This is a genomic window from Microbacterium pseudoresistens, from assembly GCF_013409745.1.
GTDB lineage: Bacteria > Actinomycetota > Actinomycetes > Actinomycetales > Microbacteriaceae > Microbacterium > Microbacterium pseudoresistens.
Map to the genome: position 1 here is coordinate 1,892,150 of NZ_JACCBH010000001.1, position 18,502 is coordinate 1,910,651.

Sequence of the window (18,502 nt, forward strand, 5' to 3'; positions counted from 1 at the left end):
CCTCACTGGCTCACTGGCTCGCGTGCCGATCCAGGAACTCGTACACCTCGCCGTCGTCGACGCCGGGGAAGTTGCCGCGGGGGAGCGGGGAGAACATGTGCGTGTGCACACGAGCACTCGGCCACGCCTTGCCGCTCCAGCGCTCGGCGATGTCGGCGGGAGCGCGGCGGCAGCACGACTCGTCGGGGCACGTCGACTGGGCGCGGTGCGACGTCTCCCGTCCGCGCCACCACCGCGCGTCGTCGAACGGCACGCCCACCGTGACAGAGAACCCGCCGTCGGTCGACGAGCCCGTCTGCGTCGAGCACCAGTAGGTGCCCGCGGGGGTGTCCGTGTACTGGTAGTGCTCGGTGGTGCGGTTGTGCTGGGTGAACGCGATGCGGGCGGAGAAGCGCTGGCACACCGGCTGGCCTTCCACGGCACCGGTCACGTCCATCGGCAGCGGCAGGTCGTCGTTCTCGTAGACGCGCGTGATCGCACCGGTCTCGTCGACGCGCAGGAAGTGCAGGCTCATGCCGAGGTGCACGGTCATGAGGTTGGTCATGCGCATCCCGGCCGCCTCGTGCGTCACGCCGAAAGCATCGCGGAAGTCCTCCACGGCGAGATTGCGGTCCTTCTTGGCCTGCTGCAGGAACGCGGTGCCGGCCGTTTCGGGGATGAGGCAGCACGCGGCGAAGTAGTTGATCTCGAGCCGCTGCTGCAGGAAGTCGGCGTACGAGGTGGGCGGGGTGTGCCCGAGCAGGCGGTGCGCCATGGCCTGCAGGGCCATCGACCGCAGACCGTGCCCGCCCGGTATGGAGGCCGGCGGCAGGTAGATGCGCCCGTGCTCCAGGTCGGTCACCGAGCGGGTGGAGTGCGGCAGATCGTCGACGTAGATGAGCTCGAAGCCCAGCCGCTCGGCCATGATGTTCACGGTGCGGTGGGTGAGCGCGCCCGAGACGTGGCCCGCCGCCTTGAGCTGCTTCTCGGCGAGCTGCTCGATGTCGGGCAGGTGGTTGTTCTGCGCGCGCATCCGCAGTCGCAGCTCGGTGTTGGCCCTGCGCGCCTCCTCGGGGGTCGCGATGGCCTCGCTCTCGCGCCGCACCAGCTCGCGGTGCAGGCCGAGGATCGACTCGATCGTCGCATCCGACATGCCCTTCGTGACGCGGATGGGCGCGATGCCGAGCTGGCGGAACACCGAGCTGTTCTGCGCCCGCTCGAGCTCGATCTCCAGCGCCGCGCGCCCGTTCGGTGGCTCGCCGGAGATGAGATCGGAGACCTGCGTGCCCGTCGCCTCGGCGATCGCCTGGAGCAGCGACAGCTTCGGTTCGCGCTTGCCGTTCTCGATGAGGCTCAGCTGCGATCCGGCCACGCCGACGAGCGCCCCCAGGTCGTCGAGGGTGAGCGCCGCCTGCGTACGGCGATGACGGATGCGGTGTCCGAGAGTGCTGAGCTCGAGTCCGGTGGAAGCCATTCCTTGATCATAGCGAAAGAAACCAGATTCTTACGACGGAGATCGTCGATAAATCGTGGAACTCGGCACAAGAATGAAGACAAGGCATCCCGCTTCGAAGGAGTAGACATGGCCGTCGCCGAGCTGCACACCCCTCAGGTTCCCGCCGCCGCCCCGTTGCGCGCGTTCGGAGCGGCCCCCTCCTACGACACTCCTGCCTTCGCCGAGCTGGTCTCCTGGGTCGACGGCATCCGTGCGCTCACCCAGCCCGACCGCGTGCACTGGGTCGGCGGTTCGCGCGCCGAGAACGACGCGCTGCTGCGCGACCTCGTCGACGAGGGCAAGCTCATCAAGCTCAACCCGGAATGGCGCCCTGGTTCCTACCTCGCGCGCTCGCATCCCAGCGACGTCGCCCGCACCGAGGCGCGCACCTTCATCGCGTCCGAGAACGAGGTCGACGCCGGCCCTACGAACAACTGGGCCGACCCGACCGAGATGCACGCGACGATGGACCGGATCTTCGAGGGATCGATGCGCGGTCGCACCATGTACGTCGTCCCGTTCTCGATGGGCGCCGTCGGAGGCCCGCTCTCGCACATCGGCGTGCAGGTCACCGACAGCGCATACGCCGTCGCCTCGATCGGCATCATGACCCGCGTCGGCGACGCGGTGATGCGCGAGATCGCCGCGGGCAAGCCATGGGTCAAGACCGTGCACAGCGTCGGTGCGCCCCTCGAGCCGGGCGAGGCCGACGTCGAATGGCCCTGCAACGACGAGAAGTACATCGTGCATTTTCCCGACACGCTCGAGGTCTACTCGTACGGCTCGGGATACGGCGGCAACGCCATCCTCGCCAAGAAGTGCTTCGCGCTGCGGATCGCCTCGGTGATCGCCCGCGACGAGGGATGGCTCGCCGAGCACATGCTTCTCATCCGGGTCGTCTCGCCCGAGGGCAAGTCGTACCACGTCGCCGCCGCCTTCCCCTCCGCATGCGGCAAGACGAACCTCGCCATGCTGCGCCCGACCATCCCCGGATGGCGGGTGGAGACCCTCGGTGACGACATCACCTGGATCCGTCCCGGCGAGGACGGGCGTCTGTGGGCCATCAACCCCGAGGCGGGCTTCTTCGGCGTCGCGCCCGGTACGGGCGAGTCGACCAACGTCACCGCCGTCGAGACGCTGTGGGGCAACACGATCTTCACGAACGTGGCGCTGCGCCCCGACGGGGACGTGTGGTGGGAGGGCCTGACCGACACCCCGCCGGCGAACCTCGTCGACTGGGAGGGCAACGCGTGGACGCCCGACTCGGGCCGGCCCGCAGCCCACCCCAACTCGCGCTTCACCGTCTCCGCCGCGCAGTGCCCGCAGATCTCCGACGACTGGGAAGAGGCAGTCCCGCTCGACGTCATCCTCTTCGGCGGACGCCGTGCGACGAATGTTCCGCTCGTCGTGGAGGCCACCGACTGGAGCCACGGCGTCTTCCTCGGTGCGACGATCTCGTCCGAGCGGACGGCCGCCGCGGAGGGCACGCTGGGGGAGCTCCGCCGCGACCCGTTCGCGATGCTGCCGTTCTGCGGGTACAACATGGGCGACTACTTCGCGCACTGGCTGCGCGTTGGCCGCTCGGTGCGCTTCGACCGCCTGCCGCGGATCTTCCAGGTCAACTGGTTCCGCCGCGGCGATGACGGGCGCTTCCTGTGGCCGGGCTTCGGCGACAACTCGCGGGTGATCGACTGGATCATCCGCCGCGTGGAGGGTCAGGTCACGGCCGTCGACAGTCCGATCGGACGCCTGCCGCGGATCGAAGACCTCGACCTCGAGGGCGTGGATGTGTCGGATGCGGATCTTGCCGAGCTGTTCGCCGTCGACCCCGAATCCTGGTCGCGCGAAGCCGAATCGACCGAGGAGTTCTTCGACACCTTCGGCGACCGCCTGCCGGCCGCGCTGCGCACCGAGCTGTCGGCGCTGCGACACCGGCTCGCACGCGCCTGAGGCGCGATCACAGACCCGCGGCGGCGGGATGGCGGGGCGACCAAGGCTGAGTGTTCCCCGGCATCCCGCCGCCGCGTCTACACCAGCAGCTGGTGGCGGGCGAGGTCGCGATACAGCGGCGTCGACTCGAGGAGCTCCTCGTGCGTGCCCTGGCCGACCACTTCGCCCCCCTGCAGCACGACGATGCGGTCGCTGTCGATGACGGTCGACAGGCGGTGCGCGATCACGATGAGCGTGCGCCCGGTGGCGACGGCGTCGATGGCCTCGCGCATCCGCTGCTCGTTCACGCCGTCCAGCGACGAGGTCGACTCGTCCAGCAGCAGCACGGGAGCCTCGGTGAGCAGCGCACGCGCGATCGCGAGCCTCTGGCGCTCGCCGCCCGACAGCATCACGCCGTCTTCGCCGACCGGCGCATCAAGCCCGAGGGGAGAGCGCTCCAGCACGTCGCCGAGGTTGACGGCGCGCAGCACCTGTTCGCACTGCGCATCGGTCGCGTCGGGAGAGGCGAGGCGCAGGTTGTCTGCGAGCGTTCCCGCCAGGGTCGGCGCATCCTGCTCGACGTACCCGAAATGCGCCCGCAGCTCGTCGCGCGGGTACGTGCGCACGTCGTCGCCGTTGAGGCGGATCGAGCCGGAGGTGGGGTCGTAGAAGCGCTCGATGAGCGAGAGGATCGTGCTCTTGCCCGCGCCCGACGGCCCGACCAGGGCGAGGCGCGAACCGCGGGTCACCGGGAACGACACGCCGCGCAGCACCTCGCGCGGTCCGCCCGTGGCGTCGCCGTCGAGCGCATCCGTGGGCTCGACGTGTGCGTCGACGAGCAGGTCCTTCGCCGCGCGTTCGGCAGAGCGGCGTGCCTCGACCACGTTCGCCGGGTACTGGAAGCGCACGTCGCGGAACTCGACGATCGGCGAGCCGGCGACCATGAGGCGCTCGCCGCGCACGGGCTCGTCGGTCGCGTCCTCCGCGGGCAGATCGAGCACCTCCTGGATGCGCCCGAGTGCGCCGAGTGCCTGGTTCACCGAGGTGATGGCGCCGAACGCCGAGGCCAGCGGCATGATCATCATGAAGAGGAACATGATGAAGATCACGAGGCTCGCGATCGACAGTGCTCCCGCCGCCACGCGGAACCCGCCGACGCCGAGTACGACCAGCAGCGACAGCTGCATCGCGATTCCGGCGACGGGTACGACGAGGGCCGAGATCTTCGCGATCCGCACGCCGATCCCGTACGCCTCCTCCGCCAGCCCGGTGACGGCGACGGTCTCGCGCTCGGTAGCGCCCGATGCGCGCACCGTGCGGATCGACCCCACTGCGCGCTCCACGCCCGAGGCGAGCTCGCCCACCTTCTCCTGCTGCGCGGTCGAGGCGGTGCGGATGCGTCCGCTGAGCAGCACGACGACGACGACGGATGCGCCGACCACGAGCACGATGAGTCCGAGGAGGACCGGATCGATCACGAGCATGGCGATGAGTGCGCCGGCGAACAGCAGCACGTTGCCCACGGCATCCGCAAGGCCCTGCGTGAGCACCGCGTACAGCAGGGTCGTGTCGGTGCCGACGCGCGAGACGAGGTCGCCCGTGCGGCGGGCGTCGAACTCGCGGATGGGAAGGTGCAGGATGCGGGCGATGAGCTGGCGGCGGCTGGAGTAGACGACGGCGGTGCCGGTGCGCTGCAGCAGATAGTGCTGGTAGCCGGAGATCACCGATGAGACGATGACGAACGCGACGAGCAGCCAGATCAGCGCGCCCAGGGCCTGGTTGTGCTGCACCCGGTCGATCACCTGGCCTACGAGCAGCGGCTGCACGAGCGTGGCCGCCGCACCCAGGATGCTGAGGACGGCGACGACGATGAGCACCTTCTTGTGCTCGAGGAGGAAGGGCAGGAGCTGTCGGAACGTCGCGCGAGGGCCGTCGTCTGGTGCGCGGCGTCCGCGACGGCGTGGGGTCACCGTGGCGGACATGGGTGTGCTCGTCCTCTCGGAGATGGGATGTGGCTATTGTCTCCCGTACTTCTTATGCGCCGCCTGTTTCGTGACGCCCAGCGCCCCCGCGATCGCCTGCCATGAGTAGCCGGCGTTGCGTGCACGGCGCACCTGCACCTCTTCGGCGCGTGCGATCTCGCTCCGGACGCCCGCGAGGCGTCGCAGCTCGGGCAGCGGCTCGCCCTCAGGGCCGAGGGCCTGTGCGGTGATCATGTCGTCAATGTACATTGACGATCTTCGAGTGTCAACCCTTGTTGACACTCTTCCGGATCACTCAGCGCCAGAACAGGCCGAAACCGGCGTTCAAGAGAGCGAGCACGCCGACGCTCCAGAAGAGTGCCGGGGCGACGTTTCCCCCCTTGCGCTGGCGCGCACTTCCGATGCCCAGCAGTGCGCCGATGACGATCAGCACGACGAGCTTGACGGTGACCTTGAGGTAGAAGCTCATCCCGGGCTCCCAGGAGATCCCCCACGGCGCGGCGAGCGCGAGTCCGGCAAGACCAGCGATCGCCAGGCCGACGTCCATCAGCCGGGTGAACCGGCGCTGCCCGCCGAATGCCTGGGCGACCCATGCGCCGAACAGCACGGCGAAGCCGATGAGGTGGATGAAGACGACGATCTGGCGAAGGAGCTCCATGCGCCTCAGCGTAGGCCCGACGGCCCCCTCGCGCTAGACAGGCGACCCTCAGTCCCGGGCGGCTCCCGAGCGCAGGTCGAGAACGACGCGCGCGGTGCGCAGGGCGGCATCGGCCGCCTCGGCACCCTTGTCCTCGGTCGATCCGGGCAGTCCCGCGCGATCGATGCCCTGCTGCTCGTCGTCTAGCGTCAGCACGCCGAATCCGACCGGCTTGCCGGCATCCAGCGCGACGCGGTTCAGCCCATCGGTGGTCGCCGCCGAGACGTACTCGAAGTGCGGCGTGCCGCCCCGGATGATCACACCCAGGGCGACCACGGCATCCGCGCCGCCGGCGAAGGCCGCCTGTGCGGCCACGGCGAGCTCGAACGAACCCGGAACGCGCACGAGGCGGTGCGTCGCCCCCGCGGCGTCGAGGGTGCGCTCGGCGCCGGCGATGAGGCCGTCGGTGATGGTCTCGTGCCACGTGCCGGCGACGATGACCACGTTCAGGCCGCGACCGTCGATCTTTCCCGCCGTGGGTGCTCCTGCGCCGCTCATGCGTGCTCCTTCTCGGTCGTGTCGGTCTCGGTCGTGTCGATCTCGGTCGTGCCGGGCTCGTCGGATGCGGGCGCGGCGCCCTGCGCCATGGCGGCGGCGAGTTCGGCCTCGCCGATGATGTGCCCCATCCGGTCGCGCTTGGTCTCCAGGTACTGGTGGTTGTTCGGCCCGACGCCGACGATCAGCGGCACCTGCTCCACCACGTCGAGGCCGAGCTCGCGCAGGGCCTCGACCTTCGTGGTGTTGTTCGTCATCAGGCGCACCCGCGAGATGCCGAGATCGGTGAGGATGCCCGCCGCGGCCGCATAGTCGCGCGCATCGGCGGGCAGGCCGAGGGCGAGGTTGGCGTCGACGGTGTCGAGTCCGTCCTCCTGCAGGCTGTACGCCCGCAGCTTGTTGATCAGGCCGATGCCGCGCCCCTCGTGCCCGCGCATGTAGATGACCACGCCGCCCTCCGCGGCGATGGTGTCCAGCGCGGCGTCGAGCTGCGGGCCGCACTCGCACTTGAGCGAGCCGAACGCCTCACCGGTGAGGCACTCGGAGTGCACGCGCACGAGTGCGGTGCTGTCGGGCTCGCCCGAGACGACGGCGAGGTGATCGGTGCCGGTGATGCGGTCCTTGTAGGCGAGGAAGCGCATCGTGCCGTGCGTGGTGGGCACGGTGGAGTCCGCGCGCAGGCTCACGCGACGCCGCACCGGCGTCGACGAGGGGAGCGGTTCATGCTCGTTCAGATAGCCGATGAGCTGCTCGATCGTGATGACGGGGATCTGCTCGCGGGCGCCGAGTTCCTGCAGCTCGGGCAGGCGCATCATGCTGCCGTCCTCCGCGACGACCTCGGCGATGGCCCCCACGGGTGCGAGCCCGGCCAGGCGCATCAGCTCGACGGCCGCCTCGGTGTGTCCGCTGCGCTCGCGCACCCCGCCGTCGACGGCGCGCAGGGGCAGGATGTGCCCGGGGCGGATGAGGTCGCCCGGCGTCGAGTCCGGATTGCTCAGCACGTTGAGGGTGCGGGCGCGATCCGAGGCGCTGATGCCGGTGGTGACGCCGACGGCCGCGTCGACGCTCACGGTGTACGCCGTGCTACGTGCGTCTTCGTTCATCGAGACCATCGGGGGCAGGTTCAGCGCATCGGCGAGCTCGGCGGGCATCGGCGCACACAGCAGCCCCGACGACCAGCGCACCGTCCATGCGATCCACTCCGGGGTGGCGAGCTGCGCCGAGAGGATGACGTCGCCCTCGTTCTCACGGTTCTCGTCGTCGGCCACGAGCACGGGGCGCCCGGCGCGCAGCGCGTCGAGCGCCTCGGGGATGGGGGAAAGGCTCATCGCGAGCCTCCTTCCGTGACGGCGCCCGCGGCGCCGGAGGATTCGGTGCCGAACGCGAGCAGACGCTCCACGTGCCTGGCCAGGATGTCGGTCTCGAGGTTCACGCGGTCGCCGGTGCCGAGCGCGCCGAGCGTGGTGGCGGTGAGCGTCTCGGGGATCAGAGACACCTCGAACCAGGGCTCGGCATCCGCCGGCTCGCTCACCGCGCTCACCGTCAGCGACGTTCCCGCGACGGTGATGGATCCCTTGCTCACGACGAGCGGTGCGAGCTCGGTCGGCAGCGAGATGCGCAGCACGCTCCATTCGGCCCCCGGCCGCGCCTCGCGCACGATGCCCGTGCCGTCGACGTGACCCTGCACGATGTGGCCGCCCAGACGTGCGCCGACGGGCATGGCCTTCTCGAGGTTGACCCGTGATCCGACCTCGACGTCGCCGATGGCCGAGACGTCGAGGGTCTGCTTCATGACATCGGCGTCGAAGGTGTCGGCCGTCGAGCCGACGACGGTCAGGCACACCCCGCCGACGGCGATGGACTCGCCGTGCACGGCGTCGGCGGCGGCCTTCGGTGCGCGCACGGTGAGCCGCCAGCCGTCTCCCGACGGCGTGATGGCGACGATCTCGCCGATCTCCTCGATGATCCCGGTGAACATCAGTGCTCTCCTTCCGAGAGGTCTTCGTGCTCCGAGTGGTCTTCGTGTTCCTGCGCCGTCGCGGTCAGGCGGGCGATGGCGAGCAGGTCGTCGCCGAGGGGCAGCCATTCGACGACGAGGCGGCGGGCGGCATCGATGGTGCCGACGCCGATGTCGGTGAGCACCAGGCGCGATCCGCCCAGCAGCACGGGGGCGATGTAGGCGAGCACCTCGTCGGCGAGGCCGGCGGCGAGGAAGGCGCTCGCGAGCGTCGGCCCTCCTTCGACGAAGACCCGCTGGATGCCGCGGTCCCGCAGATCGCCCAGGAGCGCGTCGAGGTCGTGATCGGCATGCGCGATGACCGGATGCGGATGCCGCAGAACCGCCGCATCCGCGGGGATCGGGCGCGCGCCGACCACGACGGGGATCGGCTGATGCGGCAGCAGCACCTCGCCGTCGCGCGCTGTGAGCGCGGGGTCGTCGGTGAGCAGCGTGCCGGTGCCGACGACGATCGCATCGGCGGCGGCACGGCGGCGGTGCACGTCGGCACGAGCGGGGGAACCGGTGATCCATCGGCTGGTGCCGTCGTCGGCCGCGGCACGCCCGTCGAGGCTCTGCGCCCACTTGACGGTGACGTGCGGCCGGCCGAGGCGCTGCGCCACGAGCCAGTCGCGGATGAGCTCTTCGGCCGCGGCGGACTGCTCGCCGGCCTCGACGTCGACGCCGGCGGCGCGCAGGCGCTCCGCCCCGCCGCCGGAGTCGCGGCCCGGGTCGCTCAGGGCGTAGACGACGCGGGCGATGCCCGCCTCGCTCAGGGCCTGGGCGCACGGGCCGGTGCGCCCGGTGTGATTGCAGGGCTCGAGGGTCACGACCGCGGTGGCTCCGCGCGCGGCACCCGGTGCCAGCTTCGCGAGCGCGTCGACCTCGGCGTGCGGGGTGCCCGCTCCTCGATGCCACCCTTCGGCGAGGGTGGCGCCATCGGCGGAGAGGATGACGGTGCCGACCTGCGGGTTGACCCCGCGAGGGCCGCGTGCGGCGAGCGCGATCGCACGCGTCATCGCGTCGCGTTCCGCTGTCGTCGCCATCCGCCGACCCTTCCTGAGATCCATTCATCGGAACCGGGGGATGGGGTGTGCGCACGAGCGTCGTGTGCGTGCTGCCTCTCATCCGGACTAGCGAGGCTTCGCCTCGCATCACCGTCGGTTCCGGAATTTCACCGGATCTACGTCGGACTCATCCTGGGGATGCGTCGTCTGTTCGCGGACTGTCACCGCCGGTTCGGATTCTCACCGACCCCGGAGCACGTTGTTGCTTCCAGTTTAGTCAACGCGGGGCGCCTCGGCGCATTCCCGCCCTGCGCGACTATTTCAGCAGACGGGAGAGCCGCCGATCGGCGAGCGTCTTGCCGCCGGTCTGGCAGGTCGGGCAGTACTCCAGTGATCGGTCGGCGAAGAACACGCTGCGCACCTCATCGCCGCACACCGGGCACGCCTCGCCGCGGCGCGCGTGCACGCGCATCCCGCGGCGTTTGGCGTCTTTGAGGTCGGCCGGGGGCTTGCCCGATGCCGTCTCGACAGCCTCGCGCAGCGTCGTGCGCAGGGCGTCGTACAGCCGGTGGACGGCCTCGTCGTCGAGCGTGCCCGCGAGGGCGTACGGCGACATGCGCGCCACATGCAGAATCTCGTCGGAGTACGCGTTGCCGATACCGGCGATCACCGACTGGTCGCGCAGCAGGCCCTTGATCTGCATGCGGCTGCCCGCGAGCAGACCCGCGAACACGTCGAGGGTGAAGTCGTCGTCGAGCGGATCCGGGCCCAGCCGGGCGATGCCGGGCACGTCCTGCGGGTCGCGCACGACGTACACGGCGAGCGATTTCTTCGTGCCCGCCTCGGTGAGGTCGAACCCGCTGCCGTCGTCGAAGGCGATGCGCAGCGCGATGGGCGACCTGCCCGGCCGCACCGGGGCCGTGGGCGAGGTCTCGTACCAGCGCAGCCATCCGGCCTTGGCGAGGTGGATGACGAGGTGCAATGCACCCTCGTCACTCGCGAGCACGAGGTCGATGAACTTGCCGTGCCGCCGCACCCCGGTCGCACTGCTGCCGGGAACGTCGGTGATCGGCGGATCGAAGGTCTTCAGCGCCGAGATCGCCGCGACGCTCGCGCGCGTGACGCGCAGGCCCGCTGTTCGCTCCGCGAGGAAGTCGACGAGTCCCTGAACCTCCGGCATCTCCGGCATGGGCCCATCCTGTCACCCCGCGCCGACATCGGGACAGCGGCGGTGCTCAGAGCCCGATGTCGATGGGCCAGTCGACGCGTGCGCGGTCGTCGCCGGGTAGCAGGGCGGCGATCCAGCCGTCATCGCGACCGCGGGCGCTGGTCAGCGCCTGACGCTGCGTGCCCTCGAACCGGAAGCCCAGCGCCCGCGCGGCGCGCGCCGAGGCGACGTTGCCCACCACCGCGCGCCACTGGATGCGGGCGAGCCCCCGCTCGTCGAAACCCCAGTCCAGCACCGCGCGTGCGGCCTCGACGAGGTAACCCCGACCGCGCGCCTCGGCCGCCATCCAGTATCCGAGCTCGGCGTTGCCGCCCGCCGCATGCTCGGCGATGTGGTGCAGACCGATGGTGCCCACCAGTGCGCCGTCAGTCGCCCCATCGACGAAGATGCCCCAGATCGTCTGATTGCCGTCGTGCCACCACTGGGCGACGAGATCGATGAACTCCTCCGCATCGGCGCGCGTGTACGGGCTCGGCACCGTCGTCCAGCGGGGGATCTCCGGATCCTGGCAGGCTGCGGTGATCGCGTCGGCGTCGTCGATGCCCGGGGCGCGCAGGACGAGTCGTTCGGTGGTCAGGGTGACGGGCTGCATCCGTCCACCCTAGATCGCATCAGACGCGGCGCAGCAGCCCCACCCGGTCGTACACGTCGGAGAGCGTGGCGTCGGCCACGGCGTCGGCGCGTTCGGCGTTCGCGGCGAGGATGCGGTCGAGCTCGGCCGGGTCGTCGAGCAGCTCGAGCACGCGCTCGCGCACGGGACCGAACTCGCCGGTGACGACCTCGGCGAGCCCCTTCTTGAAGTCGCCGTAGCCGCGGCCCGCGTACTCGTCTTCGATCGCCGCGATCTGACGCCCGGTGAGCGCCGCGTAGATCGTGAGCAGGTTGGAGACACCCGGCTTGTTCTCGCGGTCGTAGCGCACCGAGCCCTCGTTGTCGGTGACGGCGCGCATGATCTTCTTCGCACTGGCCGACGGGTCATCCAGCAGCCACAGCACGCCGGCGTCGCTCTCGGCCGACTTCGACATCTTCGACGTCGGGTTCTGCAGATCGTAGATGCGGGCGGTGTCCTTCTGGATCACCGGGATCGGGACCGTGAAGGTCTCGCCGAAGCGCGAGTTGAAGCGCTCGGCGAGATCGCGGGTGAGCTCGACGTGCTGCTTCTGGTCGTCGCCGACCGGCACCACGTCGGTCTGGTAGAGCAGGATGTCGGCCGCCATGAGCACCGGATACGTGAACAGGCCGACCGAGGTGGCATCGGCCCCGTAGCGCGCCGACTTGTCCTTGAACTGCGTCATCCTCCCGGCTTCGCCGAACCCCGTGATCGTGCTGAGGATCCAGGCCAGTTCGGCGTGGGCGCGCACGTGCGACTGCACGTACAGCGTCGACTTGGTCGGCTCGATCCCCGCCGCGATGTACTGCGCCGCGGTGCGCCGGGTCTTCTCGCGCAGCTCGGCGGGATCCTGCGCGACGGTGAGCGCATGCAGGTCGACGACCGAGAAGAAGGCTTCGTAAGAGTTCTGCAGCTCCCGCCACTGCAGCAGCGCCCCGATGTAGTTGCCGATCTGGAGGGAGTCGGCGGAGGGCTGCATTCCGGAGTACAGGCGGGGTTTCGTCACGGTCTCAATCCTATGTTCTCGCTGGCGGCCGTCTTGCGGGCCTGGAAGACTGCCCGCATGGATGCCCCACCCTCCGAACCACGCTCCGGGGCACCACGCTCCGAGCTGGCGCTGCGGATCGTGGGAGGCGCGCTGTCGCTGCTGGTCGGCATCCCGTTTCTCCTGCTCGTGTTCGTGGCGCTGCGGGGGCGGTTCGCCGGCGCGAGCGCCGACCCGCACGGTTACGGGATGATCTTCGGCACGCTGCTCGCGGCCGTGGTGGGCCTCGTGCTCGCTCTCGTTCTGCCGCTGGTCTTCCCGCGCGGGCGGCGGATTCGCGCGCTCGCGTGGTGTCTTCTCGGCTACGTCTGCGTCGTGGGTGCGCTGTTCGCGATCCTCCTCACGGCCTGATCAGTGCTTCCGGCCCGAGCCGTATTGCGGCTCAGAACGTGTAGTCGACGATCACGGGGGCGTGATCGCTCCACCGCTCGGCGTAGTTCGCCGCCCTGGCGACGGTGTACCCGCCCGCTCGCGCTGCGAGCGACGGCGTGGCGAGGTGGTAATCGATGCGCCACCCGGTGTCGTTGTCGAACGCCTGCCCGCGCATCGACCACCAGGTGTACGGGCCATCGACCTCTCCATGCGCGGCGCGCCCGATGTCGACCCAGCCGAGCCCGGTTCCGCCACCCTCCGCCGCATACGGGCGTGTGTCGCTGAGCTGGCCGACCGTGCCCCGTCCGATGCCCTCCTGCCCGGTCACGGGCTCGCCCGCCGCGCCGACGAAGCGGTCGAAGTAGGCGCGCTCGCGTGCGAGGTACCCGGACTTCTTGACGTTGCCCTTCCAGTTGCGGATGTCGAGGGGGCGGTGCCCCACGTTGAGATCGCCGGTCACGAGCGCGAGTGCGCTGTCGGCGCCGAGCTGAGCCATCCGCTGTTCCATCGCGTCGAGGAAGCCCCACTTCGCGACCTGCTTGGGGGTGTCGGCCTCGCCGGTGTGCACATAGGCGCTGACGACCGTGAGCGGAGTGTTGCCGAGGCGCACGTCGGCCTCGAGCCAGCGACCTCGGGAGTCGACGTCGTCACCCCCGAGGGTCGTGCGCGAGGCGAGGATCGGCACGCGGCTGATGACGGCGACGCCGGCGCGTCCCTTGGCCGCCGCTTCGTCGTGCACGATCGTCCAGCCCGGGAAGGCCGACTCGAGATGTTCGTCCTGCCCCCGTACCTCTTGCGCCGTGAGAATGTCGACGTCGGCCGCGTCGAGCCAGGCGTGCATGCCGTTGCGCACCGCCGCCCGGATGCCGTTGACGTTGACCGAGGCGATACGAAGATGGGGCATGCATCAAGCCTAACGAGACCCGCCGACATCCTCCCGGCCGCGGGTGAGGGCGGCCACGAGCCGCCGGGGCGACGCGGTGTCGGGGCTCGTCGACGTCGGCGGATTGTCGAGGAGCGAGGAGAGCTCCGACCCCGCCGCTCGCACCGCGCGTCGTGCGCGCCAGCGGCGGTGCCACGGCGCCCGATCGAGCCCGCGACGGGCATCGCGCAGGCGGATCCGCGCTGCCAGCACCAGAGCCTGGTGCTCGACCTCAGCGCGGTCGTCGTCGCTCTGCGTCAGCATCGGCAGATCACGATCCTGTGCGGTGACGGCGATCCACGCGGCCGCTACGAGCATGACGACGCCGTTCACGCGGAACCAGAGCAGCAGTCCGACGAAGATCGCGAAGGTCGCCAGCAGCGGGTTGTTCGGTGTGTGGCTGAGCAGCAGACCGGCGCCCAGCTGCAGCACCGTCATCGCCCCGCCGCCCAGCAGCGCGCCCGGTGCGATTGTGCGCCAGCGCAGTGCGGTGCCCGTCAAGAACCGCACCATCATCGCCAGGGCGGTCGATAGCAGGATGAACGACACCACCACGGTCCCGAACCGGATGCCGATGTTCACCGAGCTCGAGCCGGCGTCCCAGCCCAGTTGGCTGAGCACCCAGCTCAGCAGCGCCGCGCTGCCGTAGCTCAGGATCGACCCGAGGATGAGGGCGACCCCGAAGATCAGCGCGGCCACGAGATCGCGCAGCTTCAGGAGCAGATAGCTGCGCCGATCGGGCGGCAGGCCGAACATGTCGCGCACCGCGCGGCGCGAGAAGGTGACCCAGCCGATCGCGGTCCAGATCACCGCGCCGAGGGCGATGAGACCGGTGATGCTCAGCACGCCGGTCGTGCCGACCGCGATCTCCTGCGCCTGCTCGGGGGTCACCAGTCCGTGCTCCTCGGCGATGAGGCCGGGGATGTAGCCGTTGATGATCCGGATCAGTGCCTCGACCGCACTCGGGCTGGCGCCGAGCCAGAGGCCGGCGATCGCGAACGCGAGATAGATCGCGGCGAAGATCGCGAACAGTGCCTGATAGCTGACGCCGGCGGCGAGGAGGAAGCCGTTGTTCTGCAGGAAATGCCGCCACACCCGGACGGGGAACAGCGCGAGCGTGCGCTGGGTCAGGGCCGTCGCGCGCTCCACGGCGACGTCGAGACGGCCGGTGTCGCGGTCATCGGCATCCGGATCGGCCACGCCCCCACCTCATCTCGCGGGCGGTCAGCGTCCGCCGCGCAGCACCGCCTGCTTCACCTCGGCGATGGCTTTGGTGACCTCGATGCCTCGGGGGCACGCCTCCGTGCAGTTGAAGGTCGTGCGGCAGCGCCACACGCCCTCTTTGTCGTTGAGGATGTCGAGGCGCACGTCGGCGTTGTCGTCGCGCGAGTCGAAGATGAACCGGTGCGCGTTCACGATCGCCGCCGGGCCGAAGTACTGCCCGTCGGTCCAGAACACCGGGCACGACGAGGTGCACGCCGCGCACAGGATGCACTTGGTGGTGTCGTCGAAGATCGCACGGTCGGCGATCGACTGGATGCGCTCCTTGCCCTTCTCGGGCGTGGTGTTCGCGACGAGGAACGGCTGCACCTCGCGGTAGGAGGCGAAGAACGGCTCCATGTCGACGATGAGGTCCTTCTCCAGCGGCAGGCCCTTGATCGCCTCGACGTAGATCGGCTTGGAGATGTCGAGATCCTTGATGAGGGTCTTGCAGGCCAGGCGGTTGCGGCCGTTGATGCGCATCGCATCCGATCCGCAGATGCCGTGCGCGCACGAGCGGCGGAAGGACAGTGAGCCGTCGACCTCCCACTTGATCTTGTGCAGCGCGTCGAGCACGCGGTCGGTGGCGTACATCTCCACGTCGTAGTCGACCCAGTGCGGCTCGGCATCGACCTCGGGGTCGAACCGGCGGATGATGAAGGTCACCAGGTAGGACTGCACGCCGCTGTCGTTCGCGACGTCGGCTCCGGGCGTCTCCTCGACGGCCTCAACCACGGCGTTCGACATCAGTACTTCCTCTCCATCGGCTGGTAGTTCGTGACGACGACCGGTTTCCAGTCGAGCTTGATGTGATCCGACGGGGTCGACGAGTGCGGGTCGCCCGTGAGGTACGCCATCGTGTGCTTCATGTACTTCTCGTCGTCGCGCTGGGGGAAGTCGTCGCGCATGTGCCCGCCGCGGCTCTCCTCGCGGTTCTGCGCGGCGTAGACGACGACCTCGGCGATGTCGAGCAGGAAGCCCAGCTCCACGGCTTCGAGCAGGTCGGTGTTGAAGCGGTGCCCCTTGTCGTCGACGTGCACGTTCTTGTAGCGCTCGCGCAGTTCGGCGATCACGCCGAGCACATGCTCGAGAGACTCGTGCGTGCGGAACACCTGGGCGCCGCGATCCATCTCGTCCTGCAGCTTCTTGCGCAGCACCGCGATCCGCTCCGTGCCGGTGCCGCTGCGCAGGCCCTCAATCATCTCCCGCACGTTCTTCGCGGGATCCTCGGGAAGAGGCAGGAACTCGGCCGTCTTGGAGTACTCGACCGCGTTGCGGCCCGCGCGCTTGCCGAACACGTTGATGTCCAGCAGCGAGTTGGTGCCCAGGCGGTTCGAGCCGTGCACCGACACGCAGGCGCACTCGCCCGCGGCGTACAGACCCGGCACGACGGTGTCGTTGTCGGAAAGCACCTCGGCGTCGTTGTTGGTGGGGATGCCGCCCATCGCGTAGTGCGCCGTGGGCATCACCGGCACCGGGTCGGTGACCGGGTCGACGCCCAGGTAGGTGCGGGCGAACTCGGTGATGTCGGGGAGCTTGGTCTCCAGCACCTCGGCGCCCAGGTGCGTGCAGTCCAGGTACACGTAATCCTTGTGCGGCCCGGCGCCGCGTCCCTCCGCGACCTCCTGCACCATCGAGCGGGCGACGATGTCGCGCGGCGCGAGGTCTTTGATCGTGGGGGCGTAGCGCTCCATGAAGCGCTCGCCCGAGTCGTTGCGCAGGATCGCGCCCTCGCCGCGCGCGCCCTCGGTGAGGAGAATCCCCAGGCCCGCGAGGCCGGTCGGGTGGAACTGGAAGAACTCCATGTCTTCCAGCGGCAGGTTCTTGCGCCACACGATCCCCACGCCGTCGCCGGTGAGGGTGTGCGCGTTCGAGGTGGTCTTGAAGATCTTGCCGAACCCGCCGGTCGCGAAGATGACGGCCTTGGCGTGGAAGACGTGCAGCTCGCCGGTGGCGAGCTCGTACGCCACGACGCCGGCGATGCCGGTCTTGCCGCTCTCGTCCTTCACGGTGATGAGATCGAGCGCGTAGAACTCGTTGAAGAAGTTGATGCCGAGCTTGACGCAGTTCTGGAACAGCGTCTGCAGGATCATGTGCCCGGTGCGGTCGGCGGCGTAGCAGGCACGGCGCACGGGGGTCTTGCCATGGTTGGCCGTGTGGCCGCCGAACCGGCGCTGGTCGATCTTACCCTCGGGAGTGCGGTTGAAGGGCAGGCCCATGTTCTCGAGGTCGATGACGGCGTCGATGGCCTCCTTCGCGAGGATCTCGGCCGCATCCTGATCGACGAGGTAATCGCCGCCCTTGACGGTGTCGAAGGTGTGCCACTCCCAGCTGTCCTCTTCGACGTTGGCCAGAGCTGCGGCCATGCCGCCCTGCGCCGCGCCGGTGTGCGAGCGCGTGGGGTAGAGCTTGGTGATGACGGCCGTCTTGGCGCCGGGGCCCGCCTCGATCGCGGCGCGCATGCCCGCGCCGCCGGCGCCGACGATGACGACGTCGAACTCGTGGTGGTGCACACCGTTCTTGACGACGGAATCCTGAGTCTGGGTGGTCACTCTCGTATGCCTATCTATCTCGTCGCTCAGTTGCCTATGGCCAGGCAGGCTTCCCACATCGAGCCGTCCTCGAGGACGCCGTTGCAGGGATCGAAGGTGAACACCACCAGCGTGCCCAGCACGATCAGAAGCGCGGCGGCCAGACCCAGGGCCCACACGAGCGCCTTGCGGACGCCGGGATGGGTGACGTAGTCGTTCACGACCGTGCGCATGCCGTTGGCGCCGTGGATGAGCGCCAGCCAGAGCATCAGCACATCCCACCACTGCCAGAACGGGTTGGCGAACTTTCCGGCGACGAAGGCGAAGTCCAGCGCGTGGATGCCTTCGCCGAGCATGAGGTTCACGAACAGGTGGCCGAAGATCAGCACGACCAGAACGACGCCGGAGGCGCGCATGAAGATCCAGCCCCACTTCTCGAGGTTCACGCCGCGACGACGGCGTGCGGGGGTCGCGGCCGGGACCTGGAGCTGTGCCTGGGCGGACATCAGTGCGAACCTCCGGAGAAGACGTTGATGAGATGGCGCGGCACGAACCCGGCCAGCAGCACGAGCCATACGCCGATGACGCACCAGAACATCTGCCGCTGATAGCGGGCGCCCTTCGACCACAGGTCGACGAGGATGATGCGCAGGCCGTTGAGCGCGTGGAAGGCGATCGCCGCCACGAGCACGACCTCTCCGATGCCCATGAGCGGGTTCTTGTACGTGCCCAGCACGGCGTCGTACGCCTCGGGGGAGACCCGGATGAGCGCCGTGTCGAGCACGTGCACGAGGAGGAAGAAGAAGATGGCGATGCCGGTGATGCGGTGGAACACCCACGACCACATGCCCTCGCGTCCGCGGTACAGCGTGCCCCGGGGCGTTCTGGACGTGGTCTCCGATACGGACGGTGTCAAGCGTGTGCCTGCGGACACGGTCGTCCTCCCTGGTCGAA

General features: G+C 69.5%; 19 protein-coding genes and 1 riboswitch. Of the genes, 2 read left to right on the top strand and 17 right to left on the bottom strand.

Annotation, left to right across the window (positions count from 1 at the left end):
• Positions 1-10: 10 nt before the first annotated feature.
• Positions 11-1,453 (bottom strand): XRE family transcriptional regulator, encoded by a 1,443-nt coding sequence (locus tag BKA02_RS09400; RefSeq protein WP_179433439.1) that lies wholly within the window; start codon positions 1,451-1,453, stop codon positions 11-13.
• Positions 1,454-1,561: 108 nt separating this feature from the next.
• Here BKA02_RS09400 and BKA02_RS09405 point away from each other — a divergent pair, with 108 nt between their 5' ends.
• A complete protein-coding gene (locus tag BKA02_RS09405; RefSeq protein WP_179433441.1) occupies positions 1,562-3,424 on the top strand; it encodes a phosphoenolpyruvate carboxykinase (GTP) in 1,863 nt (620 codons plus the stop codon).
• A gap of 77 nt (positions 3,425-3,501) precedes the next feature.
• On the opposite strand, the gene BKA02_RS09410 is transcribed toward BKA02_RS09405, so the two are convergent.
• The 10 genes from BKA02_RS09410 to trpS form a co-directional block, all read right to left on the bottom strand.
• Positions 3,502-5,385 carry an ABC transporter ATP-binding protein gene (locus BKA02_RS09410; RefSeq protein ID WP_179433443.1) on the bottom strand — a complete coding sequence of 628 codons (1,884 nt, stop codon included), beginning with the start codon at positions 5,383-5,385 and terminating at the stop codon, positions 3,502-3,504.
• A 33-nt stretch (positions 5,386-5,418) separates the two neighbouring features.
• Positions 5,419-5,619 carry an AsnC family protein gene (locus BKA02_RS09415; RefSeq protein ID WP_179433445.1) on the bottom strand — a complete coding sequence of 67 codons (201 nt, stop codon included), beginning with the start codon at positions 5,617-5,619 and terminating at the stop codon, positions 5,419-5,421.
• A gap of 61 nt (positions 5,620-5,680) precedes the next feature.
• Positions 5,681-6,043 carry a Fe-S protein gene (locus BKA02_RS09420; RefSeq protein WP_179433447.1) on the bottom strand — a complete coding sequence of 121 codons (363 nt, stop codon included), beginning with the start codon at positions 6,041-6,043 and terminating at the stop codon, positions 5,681-5,683.
• 48 nt (positions 6,044-6,091) lie between these two features.
• A complete protein-coding gene (gene ribH, locus BKA02_RS09425) occupies positions 6,092-6,580 on the bottom strand; it encodes a 6,7-dimethyl-8-ribityllumazine synthase (RefSeq protein ID WP_179433449.1) in 489 nt (162 codons plus the stop codon).
• The gene (ribA, locus tag BKA02_RS09430) at positions 6,577-7,905 is read right to left on the bottom strand and encodes a GTP cyclohydrolase II (RefSeq protein WP_179433451.1); all 1,329 of its coding nucleotides are present in this window, start codon (positions 7,903-7,905) and stop codon (positions 6,577-6,579) included. Before ribA ends, ribH begins: the two co-directional genes overlap by 4 nt.
• The gene (locus BKA02_RS09435; protein WP_179433453.1) at positions 7,902-8,555 is read right to left on the bottom strand and encodes a riboflavin synthase; all 654 of its coding nucleotides are present in this window, start codon (positions 8,553-8,555) and stop codon (positions 7,902-7,904) included. The genes ribA and BKA02_RS09435 overlap by 4 nt, the downstream gene beginning before the upstream one ends.
• The gene (gene ribD / locus BKA02_RS09440; RefSeq protein WP_179433455.1) at positions 8,555-9,619 is read right to left on the bottom strand and encodes a bifunctional diaminohydroxyphosphoribosylaminopyrimidine deaminase/5-amino-6-(5-phosphoribosylamino)uracil reductase RibD; all 1,065 of its coding nucleotides are present in this window, start codon (positions 9,617-9,619) and stop codon (positions 8,555-8,557) included. The genes BKA02_RS09435 and ribD overlap by 1 nt, the downstream gene beginning before the upstream one ends.
• Positions 9,620-9,684: 65 nt before the next feature.
• A riboswitch (FMN riboswitch) is annotated at positions 9,685-9,841 on the bottom strand.
• 55 nt (positions 9,842-9,896) lie between these two features.
• Positions 9,897-10,769: an Fpg/Nei family DNA glycosylase gene (locus BKA02_RS09445; protein ID WP_179433457.1), complete on the bottom strand. Its 873-nt coding sequence runs from the start codon at positions 10,767-10,769 to the stop codon at positions 9,897-9,899.
• A gap of 46 nt (positions 10,770-10,815) precedes the next feature.
• Positions 10,816-11,400 (bottom strand): GNAT family N-acetyltransferase, encoded by a 585-nt coding sequence (locus BKA02_RS09450; protein ID WP_179433459.1) that lies wholly within the window; start codon positions 11,398-11,400, stop codon positions 10,816-10,818.
• 19 nt (positions 11,401-11,419) lie between these two features.
• Positions 11,420-12,424 carry a tryptophan--tRNA ligase gene (gene trpS / locus BKA02_RS09455; RefSeq protein ID WP_179433461.1) on the bottom strand — a complete coding sequence of 335 codons (1,005 nt, stop codon included), beginning with the start codon at positions 12,422-12,424 and terminating at the stop codon, positions 11,420-11,422.
• 57 nt (positions 12,425-12,481) lie between these two features.
• Here trpS and BKA02_RS09460 point away from each other — a divergent pair, with 57 nt between their 5' ends.
• Positions 12,482-12,814 (top strand): hypothetical protein, encoded by a 333-nt coding sequence (locus BKA02_RS09460; RefSeq protein WP_179433463.1) that lies wholly within the window; start codon positions 12,482-12,484, stop codon positions 12,812-12,814.
• Positions 12,815-12,845: 31 nt separating this feature from the next.
• Here the strand turns inward: BKA02_RS09460 and BKA02_RS09465 are convergent, their stop codons facing one another.
• From BKA02_RS09465 to sdhC, 6 genes are read right to left on the bottom strand one after another with little or no spacing between them, the layout of a single operon-like run.
• Complete coding sequence (locus BKA02_RS09465; protein WP_179433473.1) at positions 12,846-13,739, bottom strand: exodeoxyribonuclease III; 894 nt, start codon at positions 13,737-13,739, stop codon at positions 12,846-12,848.
• A 9-nt stretch (positions 13,740-13,748) separates the two neighbouring features.
• Positions 13,749-14,957 carry a YhjD/YihY/BrkB family envelope integrity protein gene (locus BKA02_RS09470; protein ID WP_179433475.1) on the bottom strand — a complete coding sequence of 403 codons (1,209 nt, stop codon included), beginning with the start codon at positions 14,955-14,957 and terminating at the stop codon, positions 13,749-13,751.
• Between the two features lie 24 nt (positions 14,958-14,981).
• Positions 14,982-15,764, bottom strand: a complete 783-nt coding sequence (locus tag BKA02_RS09475; protein WP_179433477.1) for a succinate dehydrogenase iron-sulfur subunit — start codon at positions 15,762-15,764, stop codon at positions 14,982-14,984.
• Entirely contained in the window at positions 15,764-17,569 is a 1,806-nt protein-coding gene (gene sdhA, locus BKA02_RS09480) for a succinate dehydrogenase flavoprotein subunit (protein ID WP_179433479.1), read from the bottom strand. The genes BKA02_RS09475 and sdhA overlap by 1 nt, the downstream gene beginning before the upstream one ends.
• Before the next feature lie 26 nt (positions 17,570-17,595).
• Positions 17,596-18,054, bottom strand: a complete 459-nt coding sequence (sdhD, locus tag BKA02_RS09485) for a succinate dehydrogenase, hydrophobic membrane anchor protein (RefSeq protein WP_179433481.1) — start codon at positions 18,052-18,054, stop codon at positions 17,596-17,598.
• Positions 18,054-18,482 (bottom strand): succinate dehydrogenase, cytochrome b556 subunit, encoded by a 429-nt coding sequence (sdhC, locus tag BKA02_RS09490; protein ID WP_343045387.1) that lies wholly within the window; start codon positions 18,480-18,482, stop codon positions 18,054-18,056. The genes sdhD and sdhC overlap by 1 nt, the downstream gene beginning before the upstream one ends.
• Between the last annotated feature and the right edge of the window lie 20 nt (positions 18,483-18,502).